Source organism: Pseudomonas sp. HMWF032 (genome assembly GCF_003060885.1).
Classification (GTDB): domain Bacteria; phylum Pseudomonadota; class Gammaproteobacteria; order Pseudomonadales; family Pseudomonadaceae; genus Aquipseudomonas.
Genome location: NZ_QAIG01000005.1, coordinates 1,533,602 through 1,546,080, shown reverse-complemented (window position 1 = coordinate 1,546,080; position 12,479 = coordinate 1,533,602). Strand labels below are relative to the sequence as shown.

At 54.7% G+C, this 12,479-nt stretch carries 26 protein-coding genes and 1 pseudogene; all 27 read left to right on the top strand.

The window, feature by feature from the left end:
* Nucleotides 1-120: pseudogene (locus DBR00_RS09885) on the top strand (elongation factor Tu); the annotation flags it as partial.
* Nucleotides 121-261: 141 nt separating this feature from the next.
* Complete coding sequence (gene rpsJ, locus DBR00_RS09880) at nt 262-573, top strand: 30S ribosomal protein S10 (RefSeq protein WP_010486970.1); 312 nt, start codon at nt 262-264, stop codon at nt 571-573.
* Between the two features lie 84 nt (nt 574-657).
* Nucleotides 658-1,293, top strand: coding sequence for a 50S ribosomal protein L3 (gene rplC, locus DBR00_RS09875; RefSeq protein WP_108487722.1), 636 nt, complete (start codon nt 658-660; stop codon nt 1,291-1,293).
* A 12-nt stretch (nt 1,294-1,305) separates the two neighbouring features.
* On the top strand, nt 1,306-1,908 hold the full coding sequence (rplD, locus tag DBR00_RS09870; RefSeq protein ID WP_090255805.1) for a 50S ribosomal protein L4: 603 nt from the start codon (nt 1,306-1,308) through the stop codon (nt 1,906-1,908).
* The gene (gene rplW / locus DBR00_RS09865; protein ID WP_090255803.1) at nt 1,905-2,204 is read left to right on the top strand and encodes a 50S ribosomal protein L23; all 300 of its coding nucleotides are present in this window, start codon (nt 1,905-1,907) and stop codon (nt 2,202-2,204) included. The genes rplD and rplW overlap by 4 nt, the downstream gene beginning before the upstream one ends.
* 14 nt (nt 2,205-2,218) lie before the next feature.
* On the top strand, nt 2,219-3,043 hold the full coding sequence (gene rplB / locus DBR00_RS09860; RefSeq protein WP_069519908.1) for a 50S ribosomal protein L2: 825 nt from the start codon (nt 2,219-2,221) through the stop codon (nt 3,041-3,043).
* Between the two features lie 16 nt (nt 3,044-3,059).
* On the top strand, nt 3,060-3,335 hold the full coding sequence (gene rpsS / locus DBR00_RS09855) for a 30S ribosomal protein S19 (RefSeq protein ID WP_010486981.1): 276 nt from the start codon (nt 3,060-3,062) through the stop codon (nt 3,333-3,335).
* Between the two features lie 11 nt (nt 3,336-3,346).
* Complete coding sequence (rplV, locus tag DBR00_RS09850; protein WP_003103908.1) at nt 3,347-3,679, top strand: 50S ribosomal protein L22; 333 nt, start codon at nt 3,347-3,349, stop codon at nt 3,677-3,679.
* A 13-nt stretch (nt 3,680-3,692) separates the two neighbouring features.
* Nucleotides 3,693-4,379, top strand: a complete 687-nt coding sequence (gene rpsC / locus DBR00_RS09845; RefSeq protein ID WP_108487724.1) for a 30S ribosomal protein S3 — start codon at nt 3,693-3,695, stop codon at nt 4,377-4,379.
* Between the two features lie 12 nt (nt 4,380-4,391).
* Nucleotides 4,392-4,805 (top strand): 50S ribosomal protein L16, encoded by a 414-nt coding sequence (gene rplP / locus DBR00_RS09840; protein WP_090255798.1) that lies wholly within the window; start codon nt 4,392-4,394, stop codon nt 4,803-4,805.
* The gene (rpmC, locus tag DBR00_RS09835; protein WP_002555481.1) at nt 4,805-4,996 is read left to right on the top strand and encodes a 50S ribosomal protein L29; all 192 of its coding nucleotides are present in this window, start codon (nt 4,805-4,807) and stop codon (nt 4,994-4,996) included. Before rplP ends, rpmC begins: the two co-directional genes overlap by 1 nt.
* 2 nt (nt 4,997-4,998) lie before the next feature.
* Nucleotides 4,999-5,265: a 30S ribosomal protein S17 gene (gene rpsQ, locus DBR00_RS09830; protein ID WP_090243097.1), complete on the top strand. Its 267-nt coding sequence runs from the start codon at nt 4,999-5,001 to the stop codon at nt 5,263-5,265.
* 23 nt (nt 5,266-5,288) lie between these two features.
* Nucleotides 5,289-5,657, top strand: coding sequence for a 50S ribosomal protein L14 (gene rplN / locus DBR00_RS09825; RefSeq protein ID WP_003289207.1), 369 nt, complete (start codon nt 5,289-5,291; stop codon nt 5,655-5,657).
* Nucleotides 5,658-5,668: 11 nt separating this feature from the next.
* A complete protein-coding gene (rplX, locus tag DBR00_RS09820) occupies nt 5,669-5,983 on the top strand; it encodes a 50S ribosomal protein L24 (RefSeq protein ID WP_009397501.1) in 315 nt (104 codons plus the stop codon).
* A 20-nt stretch (nt 5,984-6,003) separates the two neighbouring features.
* A complete protein-coding gene (gene rplE / locus DBR00_RS09815) occupies nt 6,004-6,543 on the top strand; it encodes a 50S ribosomal protein L5 (RefSeq protein ID WP_108487726.1) in 540 nt (179 codons plus the stop codon).
* Between the two features lie 13 nt (nt 6,544-6,556).
* Nucleotides 6,557-6,862 (top strand): 30S ribosomal protein S14, encoded by a 306-nt coding sequence (gene rpsN, locus DBR00_RS09810; protein WP_090444975.1) that lies wholly within the window; start codon nt 6,557-6,559, stop codon nt 6,860-6,862.
* Nucleotides 6,863-7,036: 174 nt separating this feature from the next.
* Complete coding sequence (gene rpsH, locus DBR00_RS09805; protein ID WP_069519903.1) at nt 7,037-7,429, top strand: 30S ribosomal protein S8; 393 nt, start codon at nt 7,037-7,039, stop codon at nt 7,427-7,429.
* 12 nt (nt 7,430-7,441) lie between these two features.
* On the top strand, nt 7,442-7,975 hold the full coding sequence (gene rplF, locus DBR00_RS09800; protein WP_108487727.1) for a 50S ribosomal protein L6: 534 nt from the start codon (nt 7,442-7,444) through the stop codon (nt 7,973-7,975).
* A gap of 10 nt (nt 7,976-7,985) precedes the next feature.
* Nucleotides 7,986-8,336, top strand: a complete 351-nt coding sequence (gene rplR / locus DBR00_RS09795; protein WP_003293038.1) for a 50S ribosomal protein L18 — start codon at nt 7,986-7,988, stop codon at nt 8,334-8,336.
* 3 nt (nt 8,337-8,339) lie between these two features.
* The gene (gene rpsE, locus DBR00_RS09790) at nt 8,340-8,840 is read left to right on the top strand and encodes a 30S ribosomal protein S5 (RefSeq protein ID WP_108487729.1); all 501 of its coding nucleotides are present in this window, start codon (nt 8,340-8,342) and stop codon (nt 8,838-8,840) included.
* Nucleotides 8,841-8,842: 2 nt separating this feature from the next.
* On the top strand, nt 8,843-9,022 hold the full coding sequence (gene rpmD, locus DBR00_RS09785; RefSeq protein WP_108487731.1) for a 50S ribosomal protein L30: 180 nt from the start codon (nt 8,843-8,845) through the stop codon (nt 9,020-9,022).
* Nucleotides 9,023-9,025: 3 nt separating this feature from the next.
* Nucleotides 9,026-9,460 carry a 50S ribosomal protein L15 gene (gene rplO, locus DBR00_RS09780; protein WP_108487733.1) on the top strand — a complete coding sequence of 145 codons (435 nt, stop codon included), beginning with the start codon at nt 9,026-9,028 and terminating at the stop codon, nt 9,458-9,460.
* Nucleotides 9,461-10,789, top strand: coding sequence for a preprotein translocase subunit SecY (gene secY / locus DBR00_RS09775; RefSeq protein WP_108487735.1), 1,329 nt, complete (start codon nt 9,461-9,463; stop codon nt 10,787-10,789).
* 26 nt (nt 10,790-10,815) lie between these two features.
* A complete protein-coding gene (gene rpmJ, locus DBR00_RS09770; RefSeq protein WP_002555468.1) occupies nt 10,816-10,932 on the top strand; it encodes a 50S ribosomal protein L36 in 117 nt (38 codons plus the stop codon).
* Nucleotides 10,933-11,064: 132 nt separating this feature from the next.
* Nucleotides 11,065-11,421, top strand: a complete 357-nt coding sequence (gene rpsM, locus DBR00_RS09765) for a 30S ribosomal protein S13 (RefSeq protein ID WP_058070007.1) — start codon at nt 11,065-11,067, stop codon at nt 11,419-11,421.
* A gap of 30 nt (nt 11,422-11,451) precedes the next feature.
* Nucleotides 11,452-11,841: a 30S ribosomal protein S11 gene (gene rpsK / locus DBR00_RS09760; protein WP_013789773.1), complete on the top strand. Its 390-nt coding sequence runs from the start codon at nt 11,452-11,454 to the stop codon at nt 11,839-11,841.
* A gap of 17 nt (nt 11,842-11,858) precedes the next feature.
* On the top strand, nt 11,859-12,479 hold the full coding sequence (gene rpsD / locus DBR00_RS09755) for a 30S ribosomal protein S4 (RefSeq protein ID WP_108487737.1): 621 nt from the start codon (nt 11,859-11,861) through the stop codon (nt 12,477-12,479).

The window sequence follows — 12,479 nt, the reverse complement described above, 5'->3', positions numbered from 1 at the left end:
AACATCCAGATGACTGTCACTCTGATCAAAACCATCGCAATGGAAGAGGGTCTGCGTTTCGCCATTCGTGAAGGCGGTCGTACCGTCGGCGCCGGCGTCGTAGCCAAAATCATCGCGTAAGTGATGGTTTGAGAAAAAGCCCCCGCTTGCGGGGGCTTTTTTATTGGGTTGACACCTGCTAGGGGCGTCTATAGAATCACGCCTCCTTTTAACGGGCGTATTGCGTCCGTTGGGAATAGCAGCTTGGAATCTGAGGTCAAAATGCAAAACCAACAAATCCGTATTCGGTTGAAGGCTTTTGACCATCGCCTGATCGATCAATCAACCCAGGAAATCGTGGAAACCGCGAAACGTACTGGTGCTCAGGTGCGTGGTCCTATTCCTCTGCCTACCCGCAAAGAGCGGTTCACCGTGCTGACCTCGCCTCACGTCAACAAAGACGCGCGTGATCAGTTCGAGATCCGTACTCATAAGCGTGTTCTGGACATCGTCCAGCCAACGGATAAAACCGTTGACGCGCTGATGAAGCTTGATCTTGCGGCTGGTGTGGAAGTGCAGATCAGCCTCGGCTAAGACCGCTTTAGGTTTTAGTCGTGTAACGCTCTGAAATGGGCGGCCATAGCGGGTGAAAGCCCCGTACACTCATGAGGTTACAACATGACTATTGGTGTAGTCGGTCGAAAGGCGGGTATGACCCGTATTTTCACCGAAGAAGGTGTCTCCATTCCGGTTACGGTCATTGAGATCGAGCCGAATCGTGTCACTCAGTTCAAAACTGAAGAGTCCGATGGCTATCGTGCAGTGCAAGTCACTGTCGGCGAGCGTCGTGCTTCACGTGTCAGCAAGGCGCAAGCCGGTCACTTCGCTAAGGCGAATGTCGCGGCAGGTCGTACGGTTCTGGAATTCCGTCTTGAAGAAGGCGAGTACCAGGCTGGTGATCTGATCAACGCTGAAATATTCCAAGCTGGTCAACTGGTCGATGTGACTGGTCAGTCCAAGGGTAAAGGCTTTGCCGGTACCATCAAGCGTTGGAACTTCCGCGGCCAAGACAACACTCACGGTAACTCCGTGTCCCACCGTGTTCCGGGTTCCATTGGCCAGTGCCAGACTCCGGGTCGCGTATTCAAGGGCAAAAAAATGTCCGGTCATATGGGCGCTGAGCGCGTGACCGTGCAGTCCCTGGAAGTAGTGCGGGTTGACGCTGAACGCAATCTGTTGCTGGTCAAGGGTGCTGTTCCTGGCGCTACTGGCGGCAACCTGGTTGTACGTCCAGCGGCCAAGGCTCGCGGTTAAGGGGAAGCTGACATGCAATTAAATGTAAATGGCGCTCAAGCAATCGAAGTATCCGAAGCCACTTTTGGCGGCGCATACAACGAGACCCTGGTTCACCAAGCAGTTGTGGCCTACATGGCCGGCGGCCGTCAAGGCAGCAAGCAGCAGAAGACTCGTTCCGACGTATCCGGTGGCGGTAAGCGCCCTTGGCGTCAGAAAGGTACCGGTCGGGCTCGTGCAGGTACCACTCGTGGTCCGATCTGGCGTGGCGGTGGTGTAACTTTCGCTGCTCGTCCGCAGAATCACGATCAAAAGCTGAACAAGAAAATGTATCGCGCTGCATTGCGTTCGATTCTTGCTGAGCTGGTTCGTACTGATCGTCTGATTGTCGTCGAAGACTTCAGTGTTGAAGCGCCGAAGACCAAAGAACTGTTGGGCAAGTTGAATGGCATGGGTCTGACCGATGTGCTGATCGTGTCCGATGCCATTGATGAGAATCTGTACCTGGCTGCGCGCAACCTGCCACACGTTGATGTCCGTGACGTGCAAGGTTCCGACCCGGTCAGTCTGATCGCGTACGAAAAGGTGCTGGTCACCGTTTCTGCCGTGAAGAAATTCGAGGAGCTGCTGGGATGAACCAGGAACGCGTATTTAAAGTGCTGCTTGGCCCGCACATCTCCGAGAAGGCCACTGTTCTCGCTGACAAGAAAAGTCAGTTCGTTTTCAAGGTTGCAACCGATGCAACCAAGCTGGAAATCAAGAAGGCCGTCGAAAGCCTGTTCAACGTGAATGTTGCTGCAGTCAATACCGTGAATGTTCTCGGTAAGACCAAGCGCAATGCTCGCGGTCTGGGCAAGCGTAACGACTGGAAGAAAGCGATCATTTCGCTTCAGCCGGGCCAAGATCTCGATTTCGCCAGCAGTGCTGAGTAAGGAAGGGGTGCATCATGGCAATCGTTAAATGCAAACCGACTTCCGCTGGCCGCCGTTTTGTGGTCAAGGTGGTCAATCAGGAGCTGCACAAAGGCGCTCCTTACGCTCCGCTGCTCGAGAAGAAGTCGAAGACTGGCGGTCGTAACAACAATGGTCGTATTACCACCCGTCATATCGGTGGTGGCCACAAGCAGCATTACCGTCTGGTCGATTTCCGTCGCAACGACAAAGATGGCATTCCAGCCACTGTTGAGCGTATTGAATACGATCCGAACCGTACCGCACACATCGCTCTGTTGATGTATGCAGACGGCGAGCGTCGCTACATCATCGCCCCTAAAGGCGTGAGCGCTGGCGATCAGCTGGTAGCTGGCATCATGGCTCCGATTAAGCCGGGCAACAGCCTGCAACTGCGTAATATTCCAGTTGGTAGCACTGTTCACGGTATCGAACTGAAGCCGGGTAAAGGTGCTCAGATCGCTCGTTCCGCTGGTGCTTCGGCTCAGCTGATTGCGCGTGAGGGTGTCTACGTGACCCTGCGTCTGCGTTCCGGTGAAATGCGTAAAGTCCTGGCTGAGTGCCGTGCGACCCTGGGCGAAGTCTCGAACTCCGAGCACAGCCTGCGTTCGCTGGGTAAAGCTGGTGCCAAGCGCTGGCGTGGCGTTCGCCCAACCGTTCGTGGTGTTGCCATGAACCCGGTTGATCACCCACACGGTGGTGGTGAAGGTCGTACCTCTGGTGGTCGTCATCCGGTGTCTCCATGGGGCTTCCCGACGAAGGGCGCGAAGACTCGTGGTAACAAACGCACCGACAACATGATCGTCCGTCGTCGCAAGTAAATAGAGGGATACGACAGTGCCACGTTCTCTGAAAAAAGGTCCTTTTATTGATCTTCACCTACTGAAGAAGATCGAAGTGGCGGTGGAAAAGAACGATCGCAAGCCAGTGAAAACCTGGTCGCGCCGTTCCATGATCCTGCCGCAAATGGTCGGTTTGACCATCGCTGTACATAACGGTCGTCAACATGTCCCAGTTCTGGTGAACGAAGACATGGTCGGTCACAAACTGGGCGAATTTGCCGGCACTCGTACCTATCGTGGGCACGTGGCTGACAAGAAAGCCAAGCGTTAAGGGGTAAGGAAATGGAAGTAGCCGCTAAGTTGTCGGGCGCTCGAATCTCCGCCCAGAAAGCCCGCTTGGTCGCCGACCAGATCCGCGGGAAGAAGGTGGGCGAAGCGCTCAACCTGCTGGCTTTTAGCAGTAAGAAAGCCGCGGAAATCATGAAAAAAGTGCTGGAGTCGGCTGTAGCCAACGCCGAGCACAACGAAGGCGCAGACGTTGATGACCTGAAGGTCAGCACCGTTTTCGTCAACGAAGGGCGTTCGCTGAAGCGCATCATGCCGCGTGCCAAAGGCCGCGCTGATCGCATCGTCAAGCGGTCTTGCCATATCACTGTCAAGGTTGCGGACAAGTAACGGAGTCGATCAGATGGGTCAGAAAGTACATCCCATTGGCATTCGCCTGGGAATCGTCAAGGAGCACACCTCCGTCTGGTACGCAGACGGTCGGACTTATGCGGACTATTTGTTCGCTGATCTGAAGGTGCGTGAGTATCTCCAAGACAAACTAAAAAGCGCGTCCGTAAGCCGTATCGACATTGCTCGTCCGGCTCAAACTGCACGCATCACCATCCACACTGCTCGTCCAGGTATCGTTATCGGGAAGAAAGGTGAAGATGTTGAGAAGCTGCGTCAGGACCTGACCAAGCAAATGGGTGTGCCTGTGCACATCAATATCGAAGAGATCCGTAAGCCGGAGCTCGACGGTATGCTGGTTGCGCAGAGCGTAGCTCAGCAGCTGGAGCGTCGCGTGATGTTCCGTCGCGCCATGAAGCGCGCTGTACAAAACGCCATGCGTATTGGTGCCAAAGGCATCAAAATCCAAGTGAGCGGTCGTCTCGGTGGTGCTGAAATTGCACGTACCGAATGGTATCGCGAAGGTCGTGTGCCGTTGCACACCCTGCGTGCCGATATCGACTATGCCACGTACGAAGCGCACACCACTTACGGTGTGATCGGTGTCAAGGTTTGGATCTTCAAAGGCGAAGTAATTGGTGGCCTTAAAGAAGAACTGAAACCACAAGCACCTGCGCCTCGTAAAAAAGCTGCTAAGTAAGGGGTACGCCAAATGTTGCAACCAAAGCGTACGAAGTTCCGTAAGCAGATGACCGGCCACAACCGTGGTCTGGCTCAGCGCGGTAGCAAAGTCAGCTTCGGCGAATTCGCACTGAAGTCTGTTGCCCGCGGTCGTCTCACCGCCCGTCAGATTGAGTCCGCTCGTCGTGCTCTGACTCGTCACGTTAAGCGTGGCGGGAAAATCTGGATTCGCGTTTTCCCGGACAAGCCGATCTCCAAGAAGCCTCTCGAAGTGCGGATGGGTAAAGGTAAGGGTAGCGTTGAGTATTGGGTAGCCCAGATCCAGCCAGGCAAAGTCCTGTATGAGATCGAAGGCGTTTCCGAAGAGTTGGCGCGTGAGGCTTTCGCCCTGGCTGCTGCAAAGCTGCCACTCGCCACCACTTTTGTTAAGCGGACGGTGATGTGATGAAAGCGAATGAACTTCGTGAAAAATCAGCACAGCAGCTGAACGAGCAACTGCTCGGCCTGCTGCGCGACCAGTTCAATCTGCGCATGCAGAAGGCAACTGGCCAGTTGGGGCAGTCTCACCTGCTCTCGCAAGTTAAGCGCGACATCGCTCGTGTGAAAACTGTGCTCAACCAGCAGGCAGGTAAGTGATCATGGCTGAAGCCGAAAAAACAGTCCGTACGCTGACCGGCCGTGTCGTCAGCGACAAGATGGACAAGACCATCACCGTATTGATCGAGCGTCGCGTTAAGCACCCGATCTACGGCAAATATGTCAAGCGTTCGACCAAGCTGCACGCGCACGACGAAACCAATCAGAGCAAGATCGGCGACAAAGTTTCCATTCGTGAAACTCGTCCCGTTGCCAAGACCAAGTCTTGGGCGCTGGTTGAGATCCTCGAACGCGCAGTGGAAGTCTAAGGGCTAAGGGTCGGAGAAATTATATGATTCAGACTCAATCCATGCTCGACGTCGCTGACAACAGCGGTGCTCGTCGCGTTATGTGCATCAAGGTGCTGGGCGGCTCGCATCGCCGTTACGCTGGCATCGGCGACATCATCAAAGTGACCGTTAAGGAAGCCATTCCACGCGGCAAAGTGAAGAAAGGCCAGGTGATGACTGCTGTTGTAGTCCGCACCCGTCACGGCGTTCGTCGTCCTGATGGCTCGATCATCCGCTTTGATGGCAACGCTGCTGTTCTGCTGAACAACAAGCAAGAGCCGATCGGCACCCGTATTTTTGGGCCAGTGACTCGTGAACTTCGCTCTGAGAAGTTCATGAAGATCGTCTCGCTCGCACCTGAAGTGCTCTAAGGAGATCCGACATGCAAAAGATTCGTCGTGACGACGAGATCATCGTGATCGCCGGTAAAGACAAAGGTAAGCGTGGCAAGGTGCTCAAGGTTCTCGCTGACGACCGTTTGGTCGTCGGTGGGATCAACCTGGTGAAGCGCCATACCAAGCCGAACCCGATGTCGGGCGTTCAGGGCGGTATCGTCGAGAAAGAAGCGCCTCTGCACGCTTCTAACGTGGCCATCTTCAATGGCGAAACCAACAAGGCTGATCGCGTTGGTTTCAAAGTAGAAGACGGTAAAAAAATTCGTGTCTTCAAGTCGACCCAAAAAGCGGTTGATGCTTGAACACTGCTAGGTAGAAGACCATGGCACGACTAAAAGAGATTTACCGGAAAGAAATCGCGCCGAAGCTTAAGGAAGAACTTAAGCTCGCCAACGTGATGGAAGTTCCGCGCATCACCAAGATCACCCTGAACATGGGCCTGGGCGAAGCGATCGGTGACAAAAAAGTCATCGAGCACGCTGTTGCCGACCTGGAAAAGATTACCGGTCAGAAAGTCGTTGTGACTTATGCCCGTAAGTCGATTGCAGGCTTCAAGGTTCGTGAGGGCTGGCCGATTGGCGTAAAAGTGACTCTGCGCCGTGAGCGTATGTACGAGTTCCTGGATCGTCTGCTGTCTATCTCCCTGCCGCGCGTGCGTGACTTCCGCGGCCTGAATGCCAAGTCCTTTGATGGTCGTGGCAATTACAGCATGGGCGTCAAAGAGCAGATCATCTTCCCGGAAATCGACTACGACAAGATCGATGCCCTGCGTGGTCTGGACATTACCCTGACTACCACTGCCCGTAACGATGATGAAGGCCGCGCGCTGTTGCGTGCTTTCAAATTCCCGTTCCGTAACTGATTGGAGTTGGATCATGGCCAAAACCAGCATGAAAAACCGTGAGCTGAAGCGTCAGCAAACGGTAGCCAAGTACGCTAAAAAGCGTGCCGAGCTGAAAGCTACCATCGCCAATCCGAACACCAGTCCGGAAGCGCGTTGGGAGGCTCAAGTAGCACTGCAGAAGCAGCCGCGTGATGCAAGCGCTTCGCGCCTGCGCAATCGCTGCCGCATCACTGGTCGTCCGCACGGCGTATTCCGCAAGTTCGGCCTGTCGCGTATCAAGCTGCGTGAAGCGGCAATGCGCGGTGATGTACCAGGTCTGGTGAAAGCCAGCTGGTAAAAACAAAGCCGGCCTAGTGCCGGCTTTGTCTTATCTGTGAATCAAGCCCCTTTGGGGCTTGATTCATTTTTGATCAGTCTCTAGAATGCTCGGCTCGCCTGAGCCTGGGTTTGTACCCTGTCCAGCGACTGTAGCCGAAAGGCTAATTCTTTTTGTATCAGGAGCGTCTAGCCCATGAGTATGCAGGACCCGTTAGCGGACATGCTAACTCGTATCCGTAATGCCCAGATGGCTGAAAAGTCCGTCGTAAGCATGCCGTCTTCCACGTTGAAGGTGGCTGTAGCCAAAGTTTTGAAAGACGAAGGTTATATTGCGGGTTATCAGATCAGCGGTGAAGTTAAGCCGCAGCTGTCCATCGAGCTGAAGTACTTCGAGGGCCGTCCGGTTATCGAAGAAGTTAAGCGCGTGAGCCGTCCAGGCCTTCGCCAATACAAATCCGTCGATGATCTGCCGAAAGTTCGTGGCGGTCTCGGTGTATCCATCGTCTCCACCAACAAGGGTGTGATGACGGACCGCGCTGCGCGCGCTGCCGGTGTCGGCGGCGAAGTGCTTTGCACAGTGTTCTAAGGGGGGATAAGCATGTCTCGCGTTGCTAAGAACCCCGTTAAGCTGCCAGCTGGCGTTGAGGTCAAACTCACCGGCCAACAGCTTTCGGTAAAGGGTGCCAAGGGCACTCTCGAACTGAATGTTCACTCGTCCGTTGAAGTCCTGCAAGAAGCCGGTGAGCTGCGTTTCGCTGCTCGCAATGGTGATCAGCAGACTCGCGCAATGGCCGGTACCACTCGCGCTCTGGTCAACAACATGGTGATCGGTGTTAGCGCAGGCTTCGAGCGTAAGCTGCAGCTGGTTGGTGTTGGTTACAAAGCGCAAGCCAAAGGTCAGGTGCTGAACCTCGCTCTCGGCTTCTCCCATCCGATCGACTATGAGTTGCCGGAAGGTGTAGTGGCTGAAACCCCGAACCAGACCGAGATCCTGATCAAGGGTGTCGACAAGCAACTGGTTGGTCAGGTCGCTGCGGAAATTCGTGATTTCCGTCGTCCTGAACCTTACAAGGGCAAAGGTGTTCGTTACGCAGACGAAGTCGTCCGCCGTAAAGAAGCCAAGAAGAAGTAGGGCATAGCAAATGACCGACAAAAAAGTTACTCGACTGCGTCGCGCTCGCAAAGCACGCCTGAAAATGCACGAGCTCGAAGCTGTGCGTCTGTGCGTGTATCGCTCTTCGCAGCACATCTATGCCCAGGTCATTTCGGCCGACGGCAGCAAGGTTCTGGCCAGCGCCTCTACCTTGGACAAAGCACTGCGTGACGGCGCCACTGGCAACGTTGACGCGGCCAAGAAAGTTGGCGAGCTGGTTGCCGAGCGTGCGAAAGCCGCTGGTGTAACTCAGGTTGCATTCGACCGTTCTGGCTTCAAGTACCACGGCCGCGTCAAGGCGCTGGCTGATGCTGCTCGTGAAGGCGGGCTGGAGTTCTAAGTTATGGCAAATAACGACCAAAAGCGCGACGAAGGCTATATCGAGAAGCTGGTACAGGTTAACCGCGTTGCCAAGACCGTTAAGGGTGGCCGTATCTTCACTTTCACCGCGTTGACCGTGGTGGGTGATGGTAAGGGGCGCGTCGGTTTCGGCCGTGGCAAATCCCGTGAAGTGCCTGCTGCCATCCAGAAGGCGATGGAAGCTGCGCGTCGCAACATGATCCAAGTGGATCTGAACGGCACTACGCTGCAGTACGCCATGAAGTCTGCCCATGGCGCTTCCAAGGTTTACATGCAGCCTGCTTCCGAAGGTACCGGTATCATCGCTGGCGGCGCCATGCGTGCTGTTCTCGAAGTGGCTGGTGTGCAAAACGTTCTGGCTAAGTGCTACGGCTCGACTAACCCGGTGAACGTGGTGTATGCCACTTTCAAAGGTTTGAAAGCTATGCAGTCGCCAAGTTCTGTTGCGGCTAAGCGTGGCAAGAGTGTCGAGGAGATTCTCTAATCATGGCTAATACCGTAAAAGTTACGCTGGTAAAAAGCATGTCCGGCCGCATTCCTAACCACAAGCTCTGCGTAAAGGGTTTGGGTCTGCGTCGCATCGGTCACACCGTAGAAGTGCTGGATACTCCCGAGAATCGCGGGATGATCAATAAGGCTTACTACATGCTGCGAGTCGAGGGTTAATTCATGTACCTGAACGATTTGAGTCCTGCGCCGGGTTCCCGTCGCGAGAAGCACCGTCCGGGCCGTGGTATCGGTAGCGGTTTGGGTAAGACAGGTGGCCGTGGCCACAAAGGTCAAACCTCGCGCTCCGGTGGCACTATTGCTCCGGGTTTCGAAGGCGGCCAGCAGCCTCTGCACCGCCGTCTGCCTAAGTTCGGCTTCGTATCTTTGAAGGCTATGGATCGCGCAGAAGTGCGTACGTCTGAGCTGAATAAAGTAGAAGGCGGCATTGTTACTCTGCAGTCGCTGAAGGATGCCAACCTGATCAATCAAAACGTACAGCGCGTGAAAGTCATGCTGTCCGGTGAGGTTACTCAGGCAGTCACCCTTAAAGGTATCGCCGCCACCAAAGGTGCGCGCGCGGCTATCGAAGCAGCTGGCGGTAAGTTCGAGGAATAAATGGCTAAGCAAGGTGCTCTCTCAGCGCTCAGCAATGGCGGGTTATCCGAGCTCTGGGCTCGTTTGCGCTTTCTGTTCATGGCGATCATCGTCTATCGGATAGGTGCACACATCCCAGTTCCTGGTATCAACCCTGATCGGCTGGCGGACCTGTTTCGACAGAATGAGGGGACCATTCTTAGCTTGTTCAACATGTTTTCCGGCGGCGCGCTGGAGCGTATGAGTATTTTTGCATTGGGGATCATGCCGTACATCTCGGCCTCGATCATCATGCAGCTCATGACCGCTGTCAGCCCGCAGCTGGAGCAGTTGAAGAAGGAAGGTGAAGCTGGCCGTCGCAAGATTAGCCAGTACACCCGCTACGGCACCCTCGTCCTGGCTATTGTCCAAGCTGTCGGCATGTCCGTCGGTCTGGCCAGTCAAGGCGTAGCGTTTTCGGTCGATTTCGGCTTCCACTTCGTTGCCATCACCACTTTTGTGGCGGGTGCAATGTTCATGATGTGGCTGGGCGAGCAAATCACCGAGCGTGGTGTTGGCAACGGTATTTCGATGCTGATCTTTGCAGGCATCGTAGCCGGTCTGCCGTCGGCGATCGGGCAGTCTTTCGAGTCTGCTCGGCAGGGTGATATCAATATCTTTGCCCTGATCGCCATCGGTTTGCTGGCAGTAGCGATTATCGGTTTCGTGGTGTTCATTGAGCGTGGTCAGCGTCGCATTGCGGTGCACTACGCCAAGCGTCAGCAGGGCCGTAAGGTCTTCGCGGCGCAGACCAGCCACTTGCCGTTGAAGGTGAATATGGCGGGGGTTATCCCGGCTATTTTCGCCAGCAGCCTTCTGTTATTCCCGGCTTCGCTGGGTGCCTGGTTTGGTCAGTCCGAGGGTATGGGCTGGCTGCAGGATATTTCACAGGCTATCGCTCCTGGTCAGCCGTTGAACATTTTGCTGTTTAGTGCGGGGATTGTTTTCTTCTGCTTCTTTTACACAGCGCTGATGTTTAACCCGAAAGACGTAGCGGAAAACCTGAAGAAGTCCGGTGCCTTTATTCCGGGTATCCGTCCCGGTGAGCAATCGGCGCGCTATATCGATGGCGTGTTGACCCGCTTGACCATGTTCGGTGCTCTGTACATGACGGCCGTATGCTTGTTGCCCCAGTTCCTGGTGGTGGCTGCCAACGTACCGTTCTACCTTGGCGGGACCTCGTTGCTGATCGTGGTCGTGGTTGTTATGGACTTTATGTCGCAAGTACAATCGCACCTCGTGTCGCACCAGTACGAATCCCTGATGAAGAAAGCCAACCTGAAGGGCTACGGCAGCGGCATGCTGCGCTGAAGTCCATAAGGTTCGAGGAGTTGGTGATGAAAGTTCGTGCATCGGTGAAAAAGCTGTGCCGTAACTGCAAAATTATTCGCCGTGAAGGTGTTGTGCGGGTAATTTGCAGCGCGGAACCGCGTCACAAACAGCGCCAAGGCTGAGTGTGATTGAGCGTTACAAGCCCGGCAGCTAGTGCGCTGCCGGGTTGATTATTTGTTATTACAGCGTTAATATCTCGCGCCCTATTTCTTGGCTTCCGGGGCGTAGGTAGCTGTCAATTGGAGTTCCACTGAATGGCCCGTATTGCAGGCGTTAACATTCCGGATAACAAGCACACTGTTATCTCGCTGACCTACATCTATGGTGTTGGTCGCACTACTGCACAGAAAATCTGTGCTGCTACCGGTGTAAACCCGGCAGCAAAAATCAAAGATCTCTCTGACGAGCAGATCGAGCAGCTGCGTGGCGAAGTAGCCAAGGTGAATACCGAAGGTGACCTGCGTCGTGAAGTGAACATGAAAATCAAGCGCTTGATGGACCTGGGTTGCTACCGCGGCCTGCGTCATCGTCGTGGTCTGCCGGTTCGCGGTCAGCGTACCAAGACCAACGCGCGTACCCGTAAGGGCCCGCGTAAGCCGATCCGCAAGTAATCGCATTCGCGCATCGACAGGAATCTAGTCATGGCAAAACCTGCTGCTCGTACTCGTAAGAAAGTCAAAAAGACGGTGGTTGATGGCATCGCCCACATCCACGCTTCTTTCAACAACACAATCGTGACCATTACTGACCGTCAGGGCAACGCTCTGTCTTGGGCTACCTCTGGTGGTTCGGGTTTCCGCGGTTCGCGTAAAAGCACCCCGTTCGCTGCCCAGGTGGCTGCAGAACGTGCTGGTCAAGCTGCGCTGGAATACGGTCTGAAGAACCTCGACGTTAACGTCAAGGGTCCAGGTCCGGGTCGTGAGTCCGCTGTCCGTGCTTTGAACGGCTGTGGCTATAAGATCGCCAGCATCACCGATGTGACGCCAATCCCGCATAACGGGTGCCGTCCTTCGAAGAAGCGTCGCGTGTAATCAGGAGACAGTGAGAAATGGCTCGTTACATTGGTCCCAAGTGCAAACTGTCTCGTCGTGAAGGCACAGATCTTTTCCTGAAAAGCGGTGTACGCGCTCTGGAATCGAAGTGCAACATCGAAGCAGCCCCAGGTATTCACGGTCAGCGCCGTGGCCGTCAGTCCGACTACGGCACCCAGCTGCGTGAGAAACAAAAAGTTCGTCGTATCTACGGTGTGCTTGAGCGTCAATTCAGCGGTTATTACAAAGAAGCTGCCGGCAAGAAAGGCGCTACTGGTGAGAACCTGCTGCAACTGCTCGAATGCCGTCTGGATAACGTGGTTTACCGCATGGGCTTCGGTGCTACTCGCGCTGAGTCCCGTCAGCTGGTATCGCACAAGTCGATCAGCGTAAACGGTAAAACTGTTAACGTCCCGTCCTACCAGGTTAAAGCTGGTGACGTGGTTGCAGTTCGCGAGAAATCGAAGAATCAGCTGCGCATTGTTCAAGCTCTTGAGCTGTGTGCCCAGCGTGGCCGCGTTGAATGGGTAGATGTAGACACTGAGAAGAAGTCTGGCGTGTTTAAAAACGTCCCGGCGCGCAGTGATCTCTCCGCTGACATCAACGAAAGCCTGATTGTCGAGCTCTACTCCAAGTAA

Coding starts and splice junctions, on each gene's coding strand:
- rpsJ (WP_010486970.1), top strand. CDS start 262: ATGCAAAACCAACAAATCCGTATTCGGTTGAAGGCTTTTGACCATCGC.
- rplC (WP_108487722.1), top strand. CDS start 658: ATGACTATTGGTGTAGTCGGTCGAAAGGCGGGTATGACCCGTATTTTC.
- rplD (WP_090255805.1), top strand. CDS start 1,306: ATGCAATTAAATGTAAATGGCGCTCAAGCAATCGAAGTATCCGAAGCC.
- rplW (WP_090255803.1), top strand. CDS start 1,905: ATGAACCAGGAACGCGTATTTAAAGTGCTGCTTGGCCCGCACATCTCC.
- rplB (WP_069519908.1), top strand. CDS start 2,219: ATGGCAATCGTTAAATGCAAACCGACTTCCGCTGGCCGCCGTTTTGTG.
- rplV (WP_003103908.1), top strand. CDS start 3,347: ATGGAAGTAGCCGCTAAGTTGTCGGGCGCTCGAATCTCCGCCCAGAAA.
- rpsC (WP_108487724.1), top strand. CDS start 3,693: ATGGGTCAGAAAGTACATCCCATTGGCATTCGCCTGGGAATCGTCAAG.
- rplP (WP_090255798.1), top strand. CDS start 4,392: ATGTTGCAACCAAAGCGTACGAAGTTCCGTAAGCAGATGACCGGCCAC.
- rpmC (WP_002555481.1), top strand. CDS start 4,805: ATGAAAGCGAATGAACTTCGTGAAAAATCAGCACAGCAGCTGAACGAG.
- rpsQ (WP_090243097.1), top strand. CDS start 4,999: ATGGCTGAAGCCGAAAAAACAGTCCGTACGCTGACCGGCCGTGTCGTC.
- rplN (WP_003289207.1), top strand. CDS start 5,289: ATGATTCAGACTCAATCCATGCTCGACGTCGCTGACAACAGCGGTGCT.
- rplX (WP_009397501.1), top strand. CDS start 5,669: ATGCAAAAGATTCGTCGTGACGACGAGATCATCGTGATCGCCGGTAAA.
- rplE (WP_108487726.1), top strand. CDS start 6,004: ATGGCACGACTAAAAGAGATTTACCGGAAAGAAATCGCGCCGAAGCTT.
- rpsN (WP_090444975.1), top strand. CDS start 6,557: ATGGCCAAAACCAGCATGAAAAACCGTGAGCTGAAGCGTCAGCAAACG.
- rpsH (WP_069519903.1), top strand. CDS start 7,037: ATGAGTATGCAGGACCCGTTAGCGGACATGCTAACTCGTATCCGTAAT.
- rplF (WP_108487727.1), top strand. CDS start 7,442: ATGTCTCGCGTTGCTAAGAACCCCGTTAAGCTGCCAGCTGGCGTTGAG.
- rplR (WP_003293038.1), top strand. CDS start 7,986: ATGACCGACAAAAAAGTTACTCGACTGCGTCGCGCTCGCAAAGCACGC.
- rpsE (WP_108487729.1), top strand. CDS start 8,340: ATGGCAAATAACGACCAAAAGCGCGACGAAGGCTATATCGAGAAGCTG.
- rpmD (WP_108487731.1), top strand. CDS start 8,843: ATGGCTAATACCGTAAAAGTTACGCTGGTAAAAAGCATGTCCGGCCGC.
- rplO (WP_108487733.1), top strand. CDS start 9,026: ATGTACCTGAACGATTTGAGTCCTGCGCCGGGTTCCCGTCGCGAGAAG.
- secY (WP_108487735.1), top strand. CDS start 9,461: ATGGCTAAGCAAGGTGCTCTCTCAGCGCTCAGCAATGGCGGGTTATCC.
- rpmJ (WP_002555468.1), top strand. CDS start 10,816: ATGAAAGTTCGTGCATCGGTGAAAAAGCTGTGCCGTAACTGCAAAATT.
- rpsM (WP_058070007.1), top strand. CDS start 11,065: ATGGCCCGTATTGCAGGCGTTAACATTCCGGATAACAAGCACACTGTT.
- rpsK (WP_013789773.1), top strand. CDS start 11,452: ATGGCAAAACCTGCTGCTCGTACTCGTAAGAAAGTCAAAAAGACGGTG.
- rpsD (WP_108487737.1), top strand. CDS start 11,859: ATGGCTCGTTACATTGGTCCCAAGTGCAAACTGTCTCGTCGTGAAGGC.